Origin of the sequence: Mycobacterium sp., assembly GCF_052144515.1 — a bacterium.
Taxonomy (GTDB): Bacteria; Actinomycetota; Actinomycetes; order Mycobacteriales; family Mycobacteriaceae; genus Mycobacterium.
Window position 1 is genome coordinate 1 of sequence record NZ_JBKQQD010000008.1, and the last position, 15,781, is coordinate 15,781.

The window sequence follows — 15,781 nt, forward strand, 5'->3', positions numbered from 1 at the left end:
CACGCGGCGTCGCTGCATCAGGCTTGCGCCCATTGTGCAATATTCCCCACTGCTGCCTCCCGTAGGAGTCTGGGCCGTATCTCAGTCCCAGTGTGGCCGGACACCCTCTCAGGCCGGCTACCCGTCGGAGCCTTGGTAGGCCGTGACCCCACCAACAAGCTGATAGGCCGCGGGCCCATCCCACACCGCAAAAGCTTTCCACCATAAGACATGCATCTCATGGTCCTATCCGGTATTAGACCCAGTTTCCCAGGCTTATCCCGAAGTGCAGGGCAGATCACCCACGTGTTACTCACCCGTTCGCCACTCGAGTGTCTCCGAAGAGACCTTTCCGTTCGACTTGCATGTGTTAAGCACGCCGCCAGCGTTCGTCCTGAGCCAGGATCAAACTCTCCAAACAAAAACTCCTCGTAAACGAGGCGAATTTACAATCAGAGATACCTGACAAAGACGCCAAAAACTGGCATCCATAAAGACAACCACACCCACACACGGGGAGTGCTAGGTATGGTCAAAAAAACAACAACAAAAAAATGAAACCACCAAACACACTATTGAGTTCTCAAACAACACACCCGCTTGTTTTTACCCGATTCCGGGCAACCCTACCAGCTTAATACAGTTCTGGCAGAGGAGTCAAGCCCCGGTTTTCGGCCATCCTGTGCGGTGACCGCGTCAGTCGGGCAGTGCCTACTGTACCCGCTCGATCTCCGCTCCCAAAAACGCCAGGTTCTCCACGAACAGCGGGTAGCCGCGATCGATATGGAAGACGTCGTGGACCTCGGTGTCACCGTCGGCGACCAGGCCCGCCAGCACCAACCCCGCACCGGCCCGGATGTCCGAACACCAGACCGGCGCGCTCGAAAGTTGTGGGAGACCCCGCACGACGGCGTGGTGCCCGTCGGTGCGGGCATCCGCACCAAGACGAATCATCTCTTCGACGAATCGAAACCGCGCCTCGAAGACGTTTTCCGTGATCATCGACGTGCCGTCGGCGATCGACGCCAAAGCGATCGCCATCGGCTGCAAATCGGTCGGAAACCCGGGAAACGGCAGCGTCGCGACATTGACCGCCTTCGGGCGCTCGTACTGGGTCACCCGGAAACTGGCGTCCGTCTGGGTGACGGTGGCACCCGCATCGTGCAGCTTGTGCAGCACCACCTGAAGGTGCGCCGGATCGACGCCCGTCACCGTGATGTCACCCCGGGTCATCGCGGCAGCAATACCCCAGGTGGCGGCGACGATGCGGTCTCCGATCACCCGGTGCTCGGTCGGGTGCAGCCGCGGAACACCGGTGATCGTCATCGTCGGCGAACCCGCGGCTTCGACTTGCGCGCCCATCTGGTTCAACATCGTGCACAGATCGACCACGTCGGGTTCCCGCGCCGCATTGTGAATTGTGGTGACACCCTCGGCCACGACGGCGGCCATCAGGATGTTCTCGGTGGCTCCCACCGACGGAAACTCCAACTGAATCTCCGCGCCGCGCAACGTATCTGCGGTAGCCACCACGCACCCGTGCTCGATATTGCATTGCGCGCCCAGCTGGCGCAGACCCGCCTGGTGCATGTCCAGGGGACGCGATCCGATCGCGTCACCGCCCGGCAGCGCGACCCTGGCCCGCTTGCAGCGGCCTAGCAGTGGTCCCAGCACGCAGACCGAAGCGCGGAACTGCCGTACGGCAGCGAAGTCGGCGTCGTACTTCGGTTCGTCGGGAGAGGTGATTCGGGCGACGTCGCCATCGAGCTCGACGGTGGCCCCGAGGCCGCGCAGCACCTCCGCCATCAGCGGCACGTCGAGGATGTCGGGGCAGTTGGTGATCGTGCTGGTGCCTTCGGCCAGCAAGGTCGCGGCCATCAGCTTGAGCACGCTGTTCTTGGCGCCCCCCACTGCGACTTCGCCCGCTAACCGGTTGCCGCCGGTCACTACGAAACGCTCAGCCACCCGCGTCAGTCTAGTGAAGCGGTATCGGCTTGTCAGTCAGCCGAGCCCCGGTGCGTTTATCCGCCCGGTACGGTTTTCTCATGGCAGTGCACCTGACCCGCATCTATACCCGAACCGGCGACGACGGGACGACCGGGTTGAGCGATTTTTCGCGGGTTTCGAAAACCGACCTTCGCCTGGTGGCGTACGCAGACTGCGACGAGGCCAACTCGGCGATCGGCGTCGCAATCGCCCTGGGCAATCCCGATCAGGAGACCGCCGGCGTACTACGGCAGATCCAAAACGACTTGTTCGACGTCGGCGCGGACCTGTCCACCCCTTTAGTGGAAAATCCCGAGCACCCTCCGCTACGCATCACGCAGGCCTACGTCGAGCGGCTCGAAGGATGGTGTGACACGTATAACGAGCCCCTGCCCGCGCTGAAATCCTTTGTGTTGCCAGGGGGTTCGCCGTTATCGGCGCTATTGCACGTCGCCCGCACCGTGGCGCGGCGGGCCGAGCGATCGGCGTGGGCCGCGGTCGAGGCCCATCCCGAAGGCGTCAGTGTGTTGCCGGCGAAATATTTGAACCGGTTGTCGGATTTCCTCTTCATCCTGTCTCGGGCGGCCAACCCCGACGGTGATGTGCTCTGGCAACCGGGCGGCGGCGCCCCAAGCGCGGATTAGGTGAAAGCCCGAGCATCGCAATGAAACACAACCGATCGATTCCGCCGGTGACGGTGATCCCTGTGCTCGTCTATCCCGACGTGCGAGCGGCGGTGGACTGGCTCACCGCGGCTTTCGGCTTTGCCGAGCGAGTCCGAATCGGCGAAAGGCACCGAGCGCAGATGAGTATCGGCGCAGACGGTGCAGTGATCGTCGCCGATGTGGCAAGTCAGCGGCAACCACCGCAGGCCAACATCGTCACCCACGAGATCAAGGTGCGCGTGGATGACGTCGACGCCCAATTCGAGCGTGCCCGCGCGGCCGGGGCCAGGGTGTTAGAGCCTCCCACTGACCGTGAGTATGGCGAGCGCGAGTGCACCGTGGAAGACCTCGCCGGCCATCGCTGGCAATTCAGCGAAACTCTGCGCGACGTCAGCCCAGAAGAGTTTGGGTGCCAGACCGTCGCGCCTTGGTGGACCCGTTAGGGCGTTTAGCGTTTCACACGCTGCGACGACGTGCGCGCGGCGAAGGACGGGACTCCAACCAAGACAGAAACGCGGTCAACGCGCCTTGGTCGAGTGCGATCTCGTAACCGGACCTGCGGTCCTGTGTCGAGTCACGCAACTCCAGTACGACGATTTCGTTGGTCATGATGTCGAACTCGTCGCCACGTGGCGCGCGCCGGGCCACAATCTCCACACCTCGCCTGCTGAGCCGACGGTCTGGCCACAAGCGCAGACTGGACAGCCGGTAGAACGCGGCTTCGCCTCCGCGATAACGGATTACACCGTGGCGCCAGCCATGGCCTCCGACCGCGGGGATGTCCCGCATGATCCCGGCCGTTCCGCCCTGACGCAATTTCCAGAGCCGATAACTCAGGGCGAGGACGGCTACGCCGAGCACGACGACGAGCGCGACCATGCCAATCATGGGCGCGCTCATCGTCGGTTATTAGTCGATCGCGCCGACGGCGCGCAATCTGGCGCGGCCTCTGGCGGCGGTCTTCGGATCGTCGGACTCGGAATCCTCCCTGGCGGCGGACTCATCGATCTCCGACTCGAATTCCGCGGACTCAGCGAGAATGGTGATTCCCTCCTCAGTGACCGACATAAACCCGCCATCCACCGCGATCCGCAGATCGTTGTCGCCTTCCCGTTCGACGCGCACCATGGCGTCATCGACCAACTGGGCGACCAGGGGGATGTGATGGGGCAGGATGCCGATCTCGCCGACGGTGGTGCGGGTGAACAAGAACGTCGCCTCCCCCGACCAGATCTTGCGGTCGACGGCGACGATCTCAACGTTCAATTCGGCCATTTCACACCACCTTTCGACTCAGTCGAATGCTCGTTACAGCTTGGCACCGAGGCTCTCGGCCTTCTTGGCCAAGTCGTCAAGGCCCCCGATCAGGAAGAAGGCCTGCTCGGGCACATGGTCGAAATCGCCCTTGGACAACCGGTCGAACGCCTCGATGGTCTCCTTCACCGGGACGGTCGAACCTGGCTGACCGGTGAACTGCTCGGCCGCCATCATGTTCTGCGAAAGGAACCGCTCAATGCGGCGGGCCCGGTTGACCAGCTGCTTGTCCTCTTCCGACAGCTCATCGATACCCAGAATCGCAATGATGTCCTGAAGGTCCTTGTAACGCTGCAGGATTCGGATCACTTCCTGCGCCACGCGGTAGTGCTCCTCGCCGACCACGCTTGGGTCGAGAATGGTCGAGCTCGACGCCAGCGGGTCCACGGCGGGGAAGATGCCTTTGGAGAACACGCCACGGGACAGCTCAGTGGTGGCATCCAGGTGGGCGAACGTCGTTGCCGGAGCCGGGTCGGTGTAGTCGTCGGCCGGCACGTAGACCGCCTGCATGGAGGTGATCGACTTACCACGAGTCGAGGTGATGCGCTCCTGCAATTCGCCCATCTCGTCGGCCAGCGTGGGCTGATAACCCACCGCCGATGGCATCCGGCCGAGCAGTGTCGACACCTCCGACCCGGCCTGAGTGAACCGGAAGATGTTGTCGATGAACAGCAACACGTCCTGGCCCGCTTCGTCACGGAACCACTCCGCCATTGTCAGCGCCGACAGCGCCACTCGCATACGAGTGCCGGGCGGTTCATCCATCTGACCGAAAACCAGCGCGGTGTCCTTCAGCACGTCGGCTTCCTTGAGCTCGACCCATAGGTCGTTACCCTCGCGGGTGCGCTCCCCTACGCCGGCGAAAACCGAAGTCCCGCCGAAGTTCCGGGCGATGCGGTTGATCATCTCCTGGATAAGCACGGTCTTGCCCACGCCCGCACCGCCGAACAGCGCGATCTTGCCGCCGCGCACATATGGGGTGAGGAGGTCCACCACCTTCAGTCCGGTCTCGAGCATCTCGGTGCGGGGTTCGAGATCCTCGAAGGCAGGCGGCTTGCGGTGAATCGACCAGTGCTCGAAGTCTTCTCCGTATCCCGGCTTGTCCAGGCAGTATCCCAGCGCGTTGAAGACGTGGCCCTTGACGTCCTCACCGACCGGCACCGTGATCGAGTTACCGGTGTCAATCACCTCGACGCCGCGCACTAGGCCGTCGGTGGGCTGCATCGAGATCGTGCGCACCAAATTGTCGCCGAGATGGTTCGCCACCTCCAACGTGAGGGTTTTCTTGAGCTCCTCGAACGTGACCTCGGCGTGCAGTGCGTTAAACAGCTCGGGGACCGAACCACGCGGGAACTCGACGTCAACGACCGGCCCGGTCACGCGTACCACGCGCCCGCTGGTGTCCGATTTTGTCGGCTTGTCGGTCTTCTCGGCAGTAGCGCTCATATCTATTTCGCTTCCTTGTGGGGCTACTTAGCGGCGTCGGCGAGCGCGTTTGCGCCACCGACGATTTCGCTGATTTCCTGGGTGATCTGGGCCTGCCGCTCGCGGTTAGCCTCTAGCGTCAGAGCCTTGATGAGGTCGTCGGCGTTGTCGGTGGCCGATTTCATTGCCCGCTGACGCGATGCCAGCTCCGATGCGGCGGATTCGAGCATGGACGCATAAACCCGCGTGGTCAGGTAGCGCGGGAGCAGCGCCTCGAACAGCGTCGTCGCGTCCGGCTCGAACGAGTACAGGGTGCGCGGTCCGGTGTCTTCCTCGACGTACTCCACGACCAAGGGAGCCATCCGGTGGGCCACCGCCGTCTGCGACATCATCGACTTGAACTCCGAGTACACGATATGCAGTTCATCGACGCCCTGCACGTCGTCGGCCTGCTGATCGTCGTCATCCCCGGTGCCCTGCATGAACGCATCCACCAAGGTCGAACCGATCTCCGCGGCGTTCTCGTACTGGGGTTGCTCGGAGAAGCCCGACCACGATGCGGCGATGTCCCAGTTCCGGAAGGTGTAGTAGTTCTGCGCCTTGCGGCCCACCGTGTAGAGGACCGGCTCTTTTCCCTCATCTCGAAGCTTGGCGAAAAGCTGCTCGGAGCGACGGAAGATGCCGGAGTTGTATGCGCCGCACAGACCGCGGTCGGAGGACACCACCAGTACACCGGCCCGTTTCGGTTCGGGGCGCTCGACGAGCAAGGGATGGTCCAGAGCGGCTTCGCTTGCCAGGGTGGTGAGCATCCGGGTGATCTCGAAGGCGTAGGGCCGGGCGGATTCGAGCCGATTCTGCGCCTTGGGTAGGCGCGACGTCGCGATCAACTCCTGGGCCTTGGTGATCTTCTTGATCGAGCCCGCGGAGCGGATCCGCCCGCGTAGTTCACGAAGTGTGGCAGCCATCGTTAGCTACTTCTTGTCCTTCTTGGACTCGTTTTTGGTGTCCTTGTCCTTGGGTTCGGGCTTTTTGACCTTCACCGATTCTTTGGCGTCTGCGTCCTTGGGTTCGGCGTGCTCGTCGGGCACCACCGACCCACCGCCCGTTGCCGCGAAGCCCTTCTTGAAGTGATTGATGACCTCGGTGAGCGCGTCGGCGTTTTCCTCACTGAGCTTCTGGCTACTGCGGATCTCTTCGAGGATCTTTTCTTCGGAGCCCCGGATGTGGTCCAGCAGTTCGGTTTCGAACCGCCTGACATCCTCGACCGGCACCGAGTCCACGTGGCCGCCGGTGCCCAGGAACATGGAAACCACCTGCTCCTCGACGGGCATCGGCTGGTTTTGCGGCTGCTTGAGCAGCTCGACCAACCGCGCACCACGCTCCAACTGCGCCTTCGAAGTGGCGTCCAAATCAGAAGCAAAGGCCGCGAAGGATTCCAGTTCACGGTACTGCGACAGGTCCAGACGGAGACTTCCTGCCACCTCTTTCATCGCCTTGATCTGGGCGGCGCCGCCGACCCGGGACACCGAGACGCCGACGTTGATGGCCGGCCGGACACCTTGGTTGAACAGGTCGGTCTCCAGGAAGCACTGCCCGTCGGTGATCGAGATGACGTTGGTTGGGATGTAGGCCGAGATGTCGTTGGCCTTGGTCTCGATGATCGGCAAACCGGTCAGCGAACCGGCACCGAGCTCGTCGGAGAGTTTCCCGCAGCGCTCCAACAGCCGCGAGTGCAGATAGAACACGTCGCCGGGATAGGCTTCGCGACCGGGCGGGCGGCGCAGCAGCAGCGAGATCGCGCGGTACGCCTCGGCCTGCTTGGTCAAGTCGTCGAAGACGATCAGCACATGCTTGCCCTGATACATCCAGTGCTGAGCGATCGCCGAACCGGTATACGGCGCAAGCCATTTGAAGCCTGCGGCATCCGATGCCGGCGCCGCGACAATGGTGGTGTAGTCCATCGCGCCGCCCTCTTCCAGAACGCGGCGAACGGAGGCGATCGTGGTGCCCTTTTGCCCGATGGCCACGTAGACGCAGCGCACCTGCTTGCGCTCGTCGTCCGTCTCCCAGTTCTGGCGCTGGTTGAGGATGGTGTCGACGCAGACGGTGGTCTTGCCGGTCTTGCGGTCGCCGATGATCAGCTGACGCTGGCCACGGCCGATCGGTGTCATTGCGTCGATGGCCTTGATCCCGGTCTGCAGCGGCTCCTTTACGCTCTGCCGCTGCACCACCGACGGCGCCTGCAGTTCCAGCGCGCGGCGCGTCTCGGCATCGATGTCTCCGCCGCCGTCGATCGGCTGGCCGAGGGGGTTGATCACCCGCCCCAGAAACGCGTCGCCGACGGGGACCGACAGGACTTCGCCGGTGCGCTTGACCTGCTGGCCTTGTTCGATCTTCTCGAAGTCACCGAGGATCACCGTGCCGACGCTGTGCTCGTCGAGGTTGAGGGCGACGCCGAGGATACCGCCCGGGAACTCGAGCAGCTCCTGGGTCATCACCGACGGCAAACCCTCGACGTGTGCGATGCCGTCCCCGGCATCGATGACCGTACCGACCTCCTCGCGCGAGGTGTCGGAGGTGAAGGAATCTACATACTCTTCGATCGCGCTCTGGATGTCATCAGCGGAGATCGTCAACTCGGCCATAGCTTTTCGTCTTCCTACTTCGGTTATTGCTGACTAGTTCGTGTTCAATCGGGCAGTTGAGCCTCGGCCGCGGTCAGGCGAGACGAGAGCGTACCGTCGATCACTTCGTCGCCCACGGAGATGAGGAGCCCACCCAGCAGCGCGGCGTCGATCTGCAGCTGCACGGCCACCGGATGACCATAAATGCGGCTGAGGACCTCGGTGACGCGAGTGCGCTGAGCATCACTAGGCTCGGCCGCCGCACTCACCTGCGCGACCACTTCGTTGCGCCGTGCCACCGCCGCTTCGGCCAAGAACATCACGGCCTTGTCGGCCGACTGGCCTCTCAACAGCTCGATAGTCTGGGCCAGCAAGGAGTTCGTAATCCTGTTGCTCCTGCCGCTCGCGCTTTTCAGCACGTTGCGTAGCAACCCGAGTCGGCCTTCCGCCGGAGCCCCGTACTCGCCCAAGAGGACACTAAGGCGTGGCTGCGCCTCGAGGATCCGGGCAAACCGGAACAACTGGTCTTCGACCTCGTCAACCCGATCCTCGCGTGCGGCGACTTCCAACAACGCTTGCTGCGACACGTGTTCGACGGCGTCGATCAGATCCGAGTTGGCAGACCATCGCTCCGAAACGGCTGCCCTTAACAGCTCCAGAGTGGGATCGCCGACTTTGCCGGAGAGCAGCCGCTCGAGCAACCTGACCCTGGGCGCGGCGTCTTCGGAAGGCAGGGTGAGATACCGGGTGACGACGATTTCGCCGTCCAGCATTTTGGCGACCGAAACCAGCTCACCGGAGAGCTTTTCCAGTCCCTGATTGTCGAGATCCTTGGCTATGGTGTCGAACCGGTCCGTGACACTTTTCAGCCCCCGCCGACTGGCCGAGCGCATCTTCGCCATCAAGGGGTGCTTGACGTCAGCGGCCGCAGGCGCCATGGCATCGAGCTCGTCCAGGAAGCGATCGACGGTGGCCGACTGCTGCTCCGCGTCGGCGATGTAGTTGCGCACCAATTCCTCTGCCTGGCGTACAGATTCGTGCCCGAGCTCCAGCCGAAGCTGACGGCTCAGCTGGGCCCGCAGCAGTTCGGCCTGGCGGGCGCCTTGTGTTTTGATGCGCGCCGCCTCGATCTCGGCCTGGGCCTGCAGCTGTTCGGTGATCCGTTCCGCGTCCACCTTGGCCTCGTCGACGACCTGCGCGGCGTCCGATTTGGCGGCTTCCACGGCCTTGCTATGGGCCGCGGTCGACTCGGTGAGGCGCTCAGCGGCTTTTTCCGAATCTTTCAACTGTTGACGAACGGTGTCCTGGCGGGCGGTCATCATGTTCCGCACGGGTGGCACGACGTACCGCCAGACCAGCAACACGATGGCTGCGAACCCGATGAGCTGTCCGATAAATGTCGACATCGTTGGGCTACTTCGTCGCGGCTGAGGTGGTGACGTCGACGCCGAGGATCCGACTGGCCAACGTCGCCGACATCGAGGGCACGTTGGCGCGCAGATCCAGCTCCACGTCGTCCCTTTCGCGTTTCAATTGCTCGGCGGCCAGCTGCAACGTGGACATCACCTCTTGCTCGGCACGGGCACGCGCGTCTTCGACGACCTTACGGCCTTCGGCCCGGGCATTGTCGCGAAAGGACGACGCCTGAACGCGGGCTTCCTTCATAGCCTCTTCGTAATCGGCCTGGGCCGCTTCGAACTGCTCCGCCGACTTCTTGGTGTCGGAGGCGGTCTTGGCGACCATGGCGTCGCGCTCGCGCAGCACCTTCAGGATCGGAGGTACGACGAAGGTGCCGATAATGGCGAGCACCAGCAAAAAGATGGCCAGCACGAAGAAGAAGGTGCCGTTGGGGACGAGGAAGTTGTTACCGCCCGCCTCTGCTGCCTGGCTGGATGCCAGAACACTCAGGGTCGTGTCACCCATCACGACGAACTAGCCGACGGGTGTGGCGAAGACGAACAGCGCCATGAACGCCAGGTTGATGAAGTAGGCCGCCTCAACCAGGCCGACGGTGATGAAGAACGGCGTGAACAGCCGCCCCTGTGCCTCGGGTTGCCGCGCAACACCGGAGATCAGCGCATTACCGGCAATACCGTCACCGATACCGGCGCCGATCGCGCCGCCGCCCATGATGATTCCACCGCCGATGAGAGCAGCGGCAGCAACTTGAGGGTCAAGAGCCATTCTTTCCTCCTATATAACTGGGTTTTCAAGTCCTGACGGTTTAGTGGTGGTCTTCGTCCAACTCCATCGCCTGGCTGAAGTACAGGACGGTCAGCAGCGCGAAGATGAAGGCCTGGATTGCGCCGACGAATAGGTCGAACGATTTCCAGATCGCGTTCGGCAGCCACATGATGTACGGCGGAAACAGCGCAATCAGCGCGACCAGAATGCCGCCGGCGAAGATGTTGCCGAAAAGTCGGAGCGACAACGAGATCGGCTTGGCGAGTTCTTCGACGAGGTTGATCGGCGCCAGGACCGCCACGTGCCCCTTGAGCACTTTGAGCGGGTGCCCGATGATGCCGCGGCGCCAGATCCCGGCCGCGTGGTAGCAGACGAACACGAACAGGGCCAGCGCCAGCACGTAATTGATGTCGGCGGCCGCCGACGACAGTACCTCGGTGGTCTTTCCGCTCTTGTTCTCGTACTGCAGCGGGAGGACCGACAGCCAGTTGGAGATCAAGATGAAAACGAAGATCGTCACCGCGAGCGGCAGCACGAACGGCGCGATCCGCATGCCGATGGCGCTCTCCACCTGATTGCGCATCTGGATCGTGATCGCCTCGAAGAACAGCTGCACCCCGCCGGGCACATCGGTCGAGGTGACCTTGGAGCGCAGGTAGAACGCCATCGCGATCACGATCACCGCGGCGATCGCCGTCGACAGGATCGTGTCGGTGTTGACCGTCAGGCCGAGCCAGGTGGCCGTGTGGTGCTCGCCGACCTCGATTTGGGCGGCCAGGATGGACTCAGTCATCGCTGGCGCTCCCTCCTTCCGTCCCCTCGGTGCGCAGCTTCTTCCAGACCGGGAGCGCGGTCGATAGCACAAGCAGCACCTGGAATAAGGCCAGGCCGAACAGCACGCCCAATCCGGCGGGCCGGAAGACGAAGGCGATGATCAGCCCGGCGATGGTGATGATTGCCAGCCGTGACGCGGAGTTGAGTGCCATCGAGCGCTTCAGCGGATGTTCTTTCGCGGTGATCGACTCCACGGACCGGCGCACCAGAAGAGCGTTGAGCAAACCCAGCAGCAGTCCGATGCCGAAGAACACCCCGAGCATCAGCCGACCGGCGAGTCCAGCCGCGAGCGTCGCCGCTGCCGTCAGCGCCATGCTGATGACAAAGAGGCGAACCGGGCGGAACGCAACAGCGGGAAACACCAACGGCGCGTCCTGCGCTGGTGTCGTCACTGCAGCACCTCAATCCCGGGTTGGTGAAGCGGAAACCGCCAGATCGACTGATCGGTGACCCGCCGAGCGTATCGCAAGCGTCGCGCTGGATTTACCCAAGGGGTAGCTCCCTGTGTCGGTCGTGAATCGGCACGATCGGATGAGCATCCGACGGGCCGGGTGGCCGGCAACCCGCGAGATTTGTTTCGGGGTTCTAGCTGCACCGTATCACAAGCTAGACGGCACTACTACTCGCTGTCGTAGTAGTCGTCGCGGCGGCGCAGCAGCGGGATCACCGTCGCAACGCCCGCGATCACAATCGCCCCCAACATGACGGCTCCGGTATCGCGCGGGTTGAAGAAGATCGTGCTCGCCGCGCCGAAAGCGACGATGCCCACCCACAGATAGATGAGCAGCACCACGCGACGGTGTGAATGACCGATTTGCAGCAACCGGTGGTGCAGGTGCATCTTGTCGGGGCTGAACGCACTGCGACCCGCGCGGGTGCGGCGCACGATCGCCAGCAGCAGATCCAGCATCGGCACGAACATGACCGCCGCCACCAGCAAAAAGGGTGACAGCAGAGCAAACACATCGCGGGCACCGTAGGCGTTCTGCGAGATCGGGCCGGCGGCGGTCGTGGAGGCGGCGGCGAGCATCAAGCCGATCAGCATCGACCCGGAATCGCCCATGAAAATCTTCGCCGGGTGAAAGTTGTGCGGCAGAAAGCCCAGGCAGGCTCCCGCGAGCACGACCGAAATCAGGGCCGGCGGATAGAACAGCACATCACCGCCGTGGTCGAAGAGCAGACCGACCGAGAACACGCAGATCGCCATCGCGGTGATCAGTCCAAGCCCGGCAGCCAGTCCGTCCAGTCCGTCGACGAAGTTCATCGCGTTGACGATCGACACGGTCAGCGCGAGCGTCAGCAGGATCGATGAGGCCTGGTCCAGCACGATCGTGCCGACGCCACCGATGGGGATGTAGAGGACGCTCCAGGCCACGCCCATGGTGACCAGTACGCTGGCCGCGGTGATCTGGCCCGCGAACTTCGTCAGTGCGTCCAGGCCCCAACGGTCGTCGATCAGCCCGATGCCCATGATCACTGCACCCGCCACCAACACCGCGGGCATGCCGCTGGAGTAGACGAACCCGCGGGTCAGCGCCGGAAGTTGGGATGCCAGAAAGGCAGCCGAGACAACGCCGACAAACATCGCCAGCCCGCCCATCCGCGGCGTTGGCGTCACATGCACATCGCGTTCCCGCGGGTAGGCGACCGCTCCCAGCTTGGTGGCCAGTACCCGCACCGGACCGGTTGCGAAGTAGGTGATGATCGCTGCGGTCAGGCCGACCAGGGCAAGCTCGCGAAGCGGGACGCCGGCGCTGCGATCAGACAAGGCGAGCAAACCACCGGCAAGGCTGGTCATGTCGCTGGACACCTGCAGACCGTACTGCACCAACCTGAGAGGCCGAGCAGGGTGGGCAAGCTCGGCGTTGATTCTGCGGCTACGGCGACAAAGTGCGAGTAATCCTCGCCACTAGCGCAGGATCAAATTCAAGCGGTCAAGCTAGCGGGGTCCAACCCGAGCACCTCGCCGATGCGCTCTTCGCTCACCGGACCCGGCCGCAGGATCCGCGGGCTGGCTCCGGTCAGGTCGACGATCGTCGATGCCGCCTGCTGCGCGGACGGACCCGCGTCGAGGTAGACCTCGACGAGATCGCCGAGTTGGCTGCGGGCCTCGCCGGCGTCGACGGTGGGCGGGCGGCCGGAGATGTTGGCGCTGGACACTGCCATCGGGCCCACCTCGCGCAGCAGCTCAATAGCCACCGGGTGCAACGGCATTCGCAGCATCACGGTGCCACGGGCATCGCCGAGATCCCAATGCAACGACGGCGCCTGCTCCACCACCAGGCTGAGCGCGCCCGGCCAGAATGCGCGGATCAGTTCGCGGGCACCCTCGGGCATCACATAAACGAGTCCCTCGATGGTGTGCCAGGAACCGACCAGCACGCCCACCGGCATATCGCGACCCCGCCCCTTTGCCGACAACAGCGCTCCCACCGCGGCGCTGTCGAAGGCGTCGGCACCGATGCCGTAGACGGTGTCCGTCGGCATGACAACCAGCCGCCCACTCTTGAGCGCCCCTACCGCCGAGGCGATTCCGCGCGAACGCTGGCCGGGATCGGCGCAGTTGAACACGTCAGTCATCGGCGTCGCTTCTCCGAGCCGTCACGAACCTCGGCCGGCCGACCAAATCCCGGCGTGCGTGGATGTCATCGAAAAGTCCTGTTTTGCATATCAATTCGACAGTCTCCGACGACGTGGTGTCGTCGTGCTCGACGGCGAACAGGCCACCGGGGCGAAGCCAGCGTCCGGCGAGGCCGACAACGGTGGCAATCACGCTCATGCCGTCCGGCCCACCGAACAGCGCGTGATGCGGATCGTGTTGGGCTACTTCCGGATCCAGCTCGACGGCATCGGGAATATAGGGCGGGTTGGCCACGACTAGGTCGACTTGCCCATCGAGTTCGGGAAGCAGGCCGTCGACGGTGACGTCGGCCCGCAGGAGTTCCACCGCTGTCCCGTCGGCATTGCGGCGCGCGTAATCCAGCGCGGCGTCGGAGTCGTCGATGCCAATGACTCGTGCCGCGGGCCGGTGGTGGGCCAGCGCGACCGCGAGCGCGCCGGATCCGGTGCACAGGTCGACGATCACCGGCCGCGCCGGAAGCCGTTGTGCGGTTACCCACTCCAAGATGGACTCGGTCTCCGGGCGCGGTATGAACACGCCCGGGCCGACATGCAGCTGCACAGGCCCGAACGCCACCGTCCCGGTGACATGTTGCAGCGGCACACGGCGCGAACGCGCGGTGACGGCCTCGCGGTAACGCTCGAAGAACTCGTCGCCGGGCGAGTCCAGCAGGGCCAACCGGCCACGGTCGACCCCGGCCAGGTGAGCGGCCAACCGCTCGGCGTCGCAACGCGCGGAATCGATTCCCGCGTCGGCGAGTAGCGCCGTCGCGGAGTCGATCGCGCGCCGCAGAGGTGTCATGGCGCCGCTCTCCCCCGCAAGCGGGAGGTGCCCCCACCTCATCGCTTCGCTCTGCATCGTCGTCGGCGCGGGGATCATGCCTGTTGCAGCCTGGCCTGCTTGTCGGCGGCGCTCAGCGCATCGAATAGCGCATCCAGGTCACCGTCGAGGACCTGGTCGAGATTGTGGGATTTGTAACCGATCCGATGGTCGGTGATCCGGTTTTCCGGGAAGTTGTAGGTGCGAATGCGTTCGCTGCGGTCCACCGTGCGGATCTGGCTGGCCCGATCCGCCGACGCGTCGGCCAGCGCTTGTTCTTCGGCCAGCGCCTGCAGTCGTGCGGCCAGCACCTGCAACGCGCGGGTCTTGTTCTGCAGCTGCGACCGTTCGTTTTGGCAGGTGACCACAATCCCGGTAGGCAGGTGGGTGATTCGCACCGCGGAGTCGGTGGTGTTAACACCCTGGCCGCCCTTGCCGGACGACCGGTACACGTCGATGCGCAGATCCGATTCGTCGATCTGCACCTCCCCGACTTCCTCCGGTTCCGGGTAGACGAGCACGCCGGCCGCCGAAGTGTGCACGCGGCCTTGGGATTCCGTCACGGGAACACGTTGGACGCGGTGTACCCCACCTTCGAACTTCATGCGTGACCACACACCGTCGGTGCTGTCGCCTTTGCTTGCGATGGTTAGCGTCGCGTCCTTGTAGCCGCCGAGGTCTGACGTGGTTTCGTCCAGGACCGTCACGGTCCAGCCGTGTCGCTCGGCGTAGCGGATGTACATCCTGGCCAGATCGGCGGCGAACAATGCCGATTCTTCGCCGCCCTCACCGGATTTGACTTCAAGGACGATGTCGTCGGCGTCGTGCGGGTCGCGCGGAGCCAGCATGTCGGTGAGTTGGGTGTCCAGTTCGGTGACGCGCGACTCCAACTCGGCGACCTCATCGACGAACGACTCGTCGTCGACGGCCAGTTCACGCGCGGTCTCCAGATCGTCGCGCGCCGACACCAGCTTGCGGTGTGTGGCGACGATGGGGGCCAGGCGGGCGAACCGGCGCCCGACTTTGCGTGCCTCGTCGGGCTTGCTGTGCAATTCGGGATCCGCCAGCGCATGCTCGAGCTCGGCGTGTTCGGCGAGCAGCACGTCGATCGTCTGCACGGGCTGCGTCATGTCACGCTCCCCTCTACCTGCCCCAGGATCCGTACCGCAAACGCGAACCGACGCCCGGCCTGTGCACGTTGCGGCACAGTTCGGGCGTCGGTAAGGCAGCTATTTGTCGGCTGCGGCAGCTTCGGCCTTGGTGCGCTTGCCGTAGCGCTTCTCGAAGCGGGCCACGCGGCCGCCGCTGTCGAGGATCTTCTGCTTGCCGGT

At 63.8% G+C, this 15,781-nt stretch carries 18 protein-coding genes and 1 rRNA gene; 2 read left to right on the forward strand and 17 right to left on the reverse strand.

All coding sequences use genetic code 11. The annotated features are described in order from the left end of the window. Both ACLP9N_RS00230 and murA read right to left on the reverse strand, forming a co-directional pair. Positions 1–400: ribosomal RNA gene (locus tag ACLP9N_RS00230) — 16S ribosomal RNA — on the reverse strand; the annotation flags it as partial. A 290-nt stretch (positions 401–690) separates the two neighbouring features. Next, positions 691–1,944: a UDP-N-acetylglucosamine 1-carboxyvinyltransferase gene (gene murA, locus ACLP9N_RS00235; protein ID WP_442405517.1), complete on the reverse strand. Its 1,254-nt coding sequence runs from the start codon at positions 1,942–1,944 to the stop codon at positions 691–693. 80 nt (positions 1,945–2,024) lie between these two features. On the opposite strand from murA, the gene ACLP9N_RS00240 reads away from it, so the two are divergent. Together ACLP9N_RS00240 and ACLP9N_RS00245 are read left to right on the forward strand one after the other, a co-directional pair. Next, a complete protein-coding gene (locus tag ACLP9N_RS00240) occupies positions 2,025–2,609 on the forward strand; it encodes a cob(I)yrinic acid a,c-diamide adenosyltransferase (RefSeq protein ID WP_442405518.1) in 585 nt (194 codons plus the stop codon). 20 nt (positions 2,610–2,629) lie between these two features. Then, positions 2,630–3,073: a VOC family protein gene (locus ACLP9N_RS00245; RefSeq protein WP_442405519.1), complete on the forward strand. Its 444-nt coding sequence runs from the start codon at positions 2,630–2,632 to the stop codon at positions 3,071–3,073. 13 nt (positions 3,074–3,086) lie between these two features. Here ACLP9N_RS00245 and ACLP9N_RS00250 read toward each other — a convergent pair whose 3' ends face one another. The 15 genes from ACLP9N_RS00250 to ACLP9N_RS00320 all read right to left on the reverse strand — a co-directional run. Further along, complete coding sequence (locus tag ACLP9N_RS00250) at positions 3,087–3,530, reverse strand: DUF2550 domain-containing protein (RefSeq protein ID WP_442405520.1); 444 nt, start codon at positions 3,528–3,530, stop codon at positions 3,087–3,089. A 9-nt stretch (positions 3,531–3,539) separates the two neighbouring features. Beyond that, entirely contained in the window at positions 3,540–3,905 is a 366-nt protein-coding gene (locus ACLP9N_RS00255) for a F0F1 ATP synthase subunit epsilon (protein ID WP_442405521.1), read from the reverse strand. A gap of 33 nt (positions 3,906–3,938) precedes the next feature. After that, positions 3,939–5,390, reverse strand: coding sequence for a F0F1 ATP synthase subunit beta (atpD, locus tag ACLP9N_RS00260; protein WP_442405522.1), 1,452 nt, complete (start codon positions 5,388–5,390; stop codon positions 3,939–3,941). Positions 5,391–5,413: 23 nt separating this feature from the next. Continuing rightward, the gene (locus tag ACLP9N_RS00265) at positions 5,414–6,334 is read right to left on the reverse strand and encodes a F0F1 ATP synthase subunit gamma (protein ID WP_442405523.1); all 921 of its coding nucleotides are present in this window, start codon (positions 6,332–6,334) and stop codon (positions 5,414–5,416) included. Positions 6,335–6,340: 6 nt separating this feature from the next. Continuing rightward, positions 6,341–8,014 carry a F0F1 ATP synthase subunit alpha gene (gene atpA, locus ACLP9N_RS00270; protein WP_442405524.1) on the reverse strand — a complete coding sequence of 558 codons (1,674 nt, stop codon included), beginning with the start codon at positions 8,012–8,014 and terminating at the stop codon, positions 6,341–6,343. Positions 8,015–8,058: 44 nt separating this feature from the next. After that, positions 8,059–9,399, reverse strand: a complete 1,341-nt coding sequence (locus ACLP9N_RS00275; RefSeq protein ID WP_442405525.1) for a F0F1 ATP synthase subunit B/delta — start codon at positions 9,397–9,399, stop codon at positions 8,059–8,061. 7 nt (positions 9,400–9,406) lie between these two features. Then, positions 9,407–9,916 (reverse strand): F0F1 ATP synthase subunit B, encoded by a 510-nt coding sequence (locus ACLP9N_RS00280; protein ID WP_442405526.1) that lies wholly within the window; start codon positions 9,914–9,916, stop codon positions 9,407–9,409. Between the two features lie 9 nt (positions 9,917–9,925). Next, positions 9,926–10,177: a F0F1 ATP synthase subunit C gene (locus ACLP9N_RS00285; protein ID WP_085233238.1), complete on the reverse strand. Its 252-nt coding sequence runs from the start codon at positions 10,175–10,177 to the stop codon at positions 9,926–9,928. A 40-nt stretch (positions 10,178–10,217) separates the two neighbouring features. Continuing rightward, the gene (gene atpB / locus ACLP9N_RS00290) at positions 10,218–10,970 is read right to left on the reverse strand and encodes a F0F1 ATP synthase subunit A (RefSeq protein ID WP_442405527.1); all 753 of its coding nucleotides are present in this window, start codon (positions 10,968–10,970) and stop codon (positions 10,218–10,220) included. After that, the gene (locus ACLP9N_RS00295) at positions 10,963–11,403 is read right to left on the reverse strand and encodes an ATP synthase subunit I (RefSeq protein ID WP_442405528.1); all 441 of its coding nucleotides are present in this window, start codon (positions 11,401–11,403) and stop codon (positions 10,963–10,965) included. The genes atpB and ACLP9N_RS00295 overlap by 8 nt, the downstream gene beginning before the upstream one ends. 227 nt (positions 11,404–11,630) lie before the next feature. Then, on the reverse strand, positions 11,631–12,839 hold the full coding sequence (locus ACLP9N_RS00300; protein ID WP_442405529.1) for a glycosyltransferase family 4 protein: 1,209 nt from the start codon (positions 12,837–12,839) through the stop codon (positions 11,631–11,633). A gap of 98 nt (positions 12,840–12,937) precedes the next feature. After that, positions 12,938–13,591 (reverse strand): L-threonylcarbamoyladenylate synthase, encoded by a 654-nt coding sequence (locus ACLP9N_RS00305; RefSeq protein ID WP_442405530.1) that lies wholly within the window; start codon positions 13,589–13,591, stop codon positions 12,938–12,940. After that, complete coding sequence (prmC, locus tag ACLP9N_RS00310) at positions 13,584–14,432, reverse strand: peptide chain release factor N(5)-glutamine methyltransferase (protein ID WP_442405531.1); 849 nt, start codon at positions 14,430–14,432, stop codon at positions 13,584–13,586. Before prmC ends, ACLP9N_RS00305 begins: the two co-directional genes overlap by 8 nt. Positions 14,433–14,506: 74 nt before the next feature. Then, on the reverse strand, positions 14,507–15,580 hold the full coding sequence (gene prfA / locus ACLP9N_RS00315) for a peptide chain release factor 1 (protein WP_442405532.1): 1,074 nt from the start codon (positions 15,578–15,580) through the stop codon (positions 14,507–14,509). Positions 15,581–15,679: 99 nt separating this feature from the next. Continuing rightward, positions 15,680–15,781 (reverse strand): 50S ribosomal protein L31 (locus ACLP9N_RS00320; protein ID WP_442405533.1); only part of this gene is annotated, 102 nt, incomplete at its 5' end.

Coding starts and splice junctions, on each gene's coding strand:
- ACLP9N_RS00240 (WP_442405518.1), top strand. CDS start 2,025: ATGGCAGTGCACCTGACCCGCATCTATACCCGAACCGGCGACGACGGG.
- ACLP9N_RS00245 (WP_442405519.1), top strand. CDS start 2,630: ATGAAACACAACCGATCGATTCCGCCGGTGACGGTGATCCCTGTGCTC.
- ACLP9N_RS00250 (WP_442405520.1), bottom strand. CDS start 3,530: ATGAGCGCGCCCATGATTGGCATGGTCGCGCTCGTCGTCGTGCTCGGC.
- ACLP9N_RS00255 (WP_442405521.1), bottom strand. CDS start 3,905: ATGGCCGAATTGAACGTTGAGATCGTCGCCGTCGACCGCAAGATCTGG.
- atpD (WP_442405522.1), bottom strand. CDS start 5,390: ATGAGCGCTACTGCCGAGAAGACCGACAAGCCGACAAAATCGGACACC.
- ACLP9N_RS00265 (WP_442405523.1), bottom strand. CDS start 6,334: ATGGCTGCCACACTTCGTGAACTACGCGGGCGGATCCGCTCCGCGGGC.
- atpA (WP_442405524.1), bottom strand. CDS start 8,014: ATGGCCGAGTTGACGATCTCCGCTGATGACATCCAGAGCGCGATCGAA.
- ACLP9N_RS00275 (WP_442405525.1), bottom strand. CDS start 9,399: ATGTCGACATTTATCGGACAGCTCATCGGGTTCGCAGCCATCGTGTTG.
- ACLP9N_RS00280 (WP_442405526.1), bottom strand. CDS start 9,916: ATGGGTGACACGACCCTGAGTGTTCTGGCATCCAGCCAGGCAGCAGAG.
- ACLP9N_RS00285 (WP_085233238.1), bottom strand. CDS start 10,177: ATGGCTCTTGACCCTCAAGTTGCTGCCGCTGCTCTCATCGGCGGTGGA.
- atpB (WP_442405527.1), bottom strand. CDS start 10,970: ATGACTGAGTCCATCCTGGCCGCCCAAATCGAGGTCGGCGAGCACCAC.
- ACLP9N_RS00305 (WP_442405530.1), bottom strand. CDS start 13,591: ATGACTGACGTGTTCAACTGCGCCGATCCCGGCCAGCGTTCGCGCGGA.
- prmC (WP_442405531.1), bottom strand. CDS start 14,432: ATGACACCTCTGCGGCGCGCGATCGACTCCGCGACGGCGCTACTCGCC.
- prfA (WP_442405532.1), bottom strand. CDS start 15,580: ATGACGCAGCCCGTGCAGACGATCGACGTGCTGCTCGCCGAACACGCC.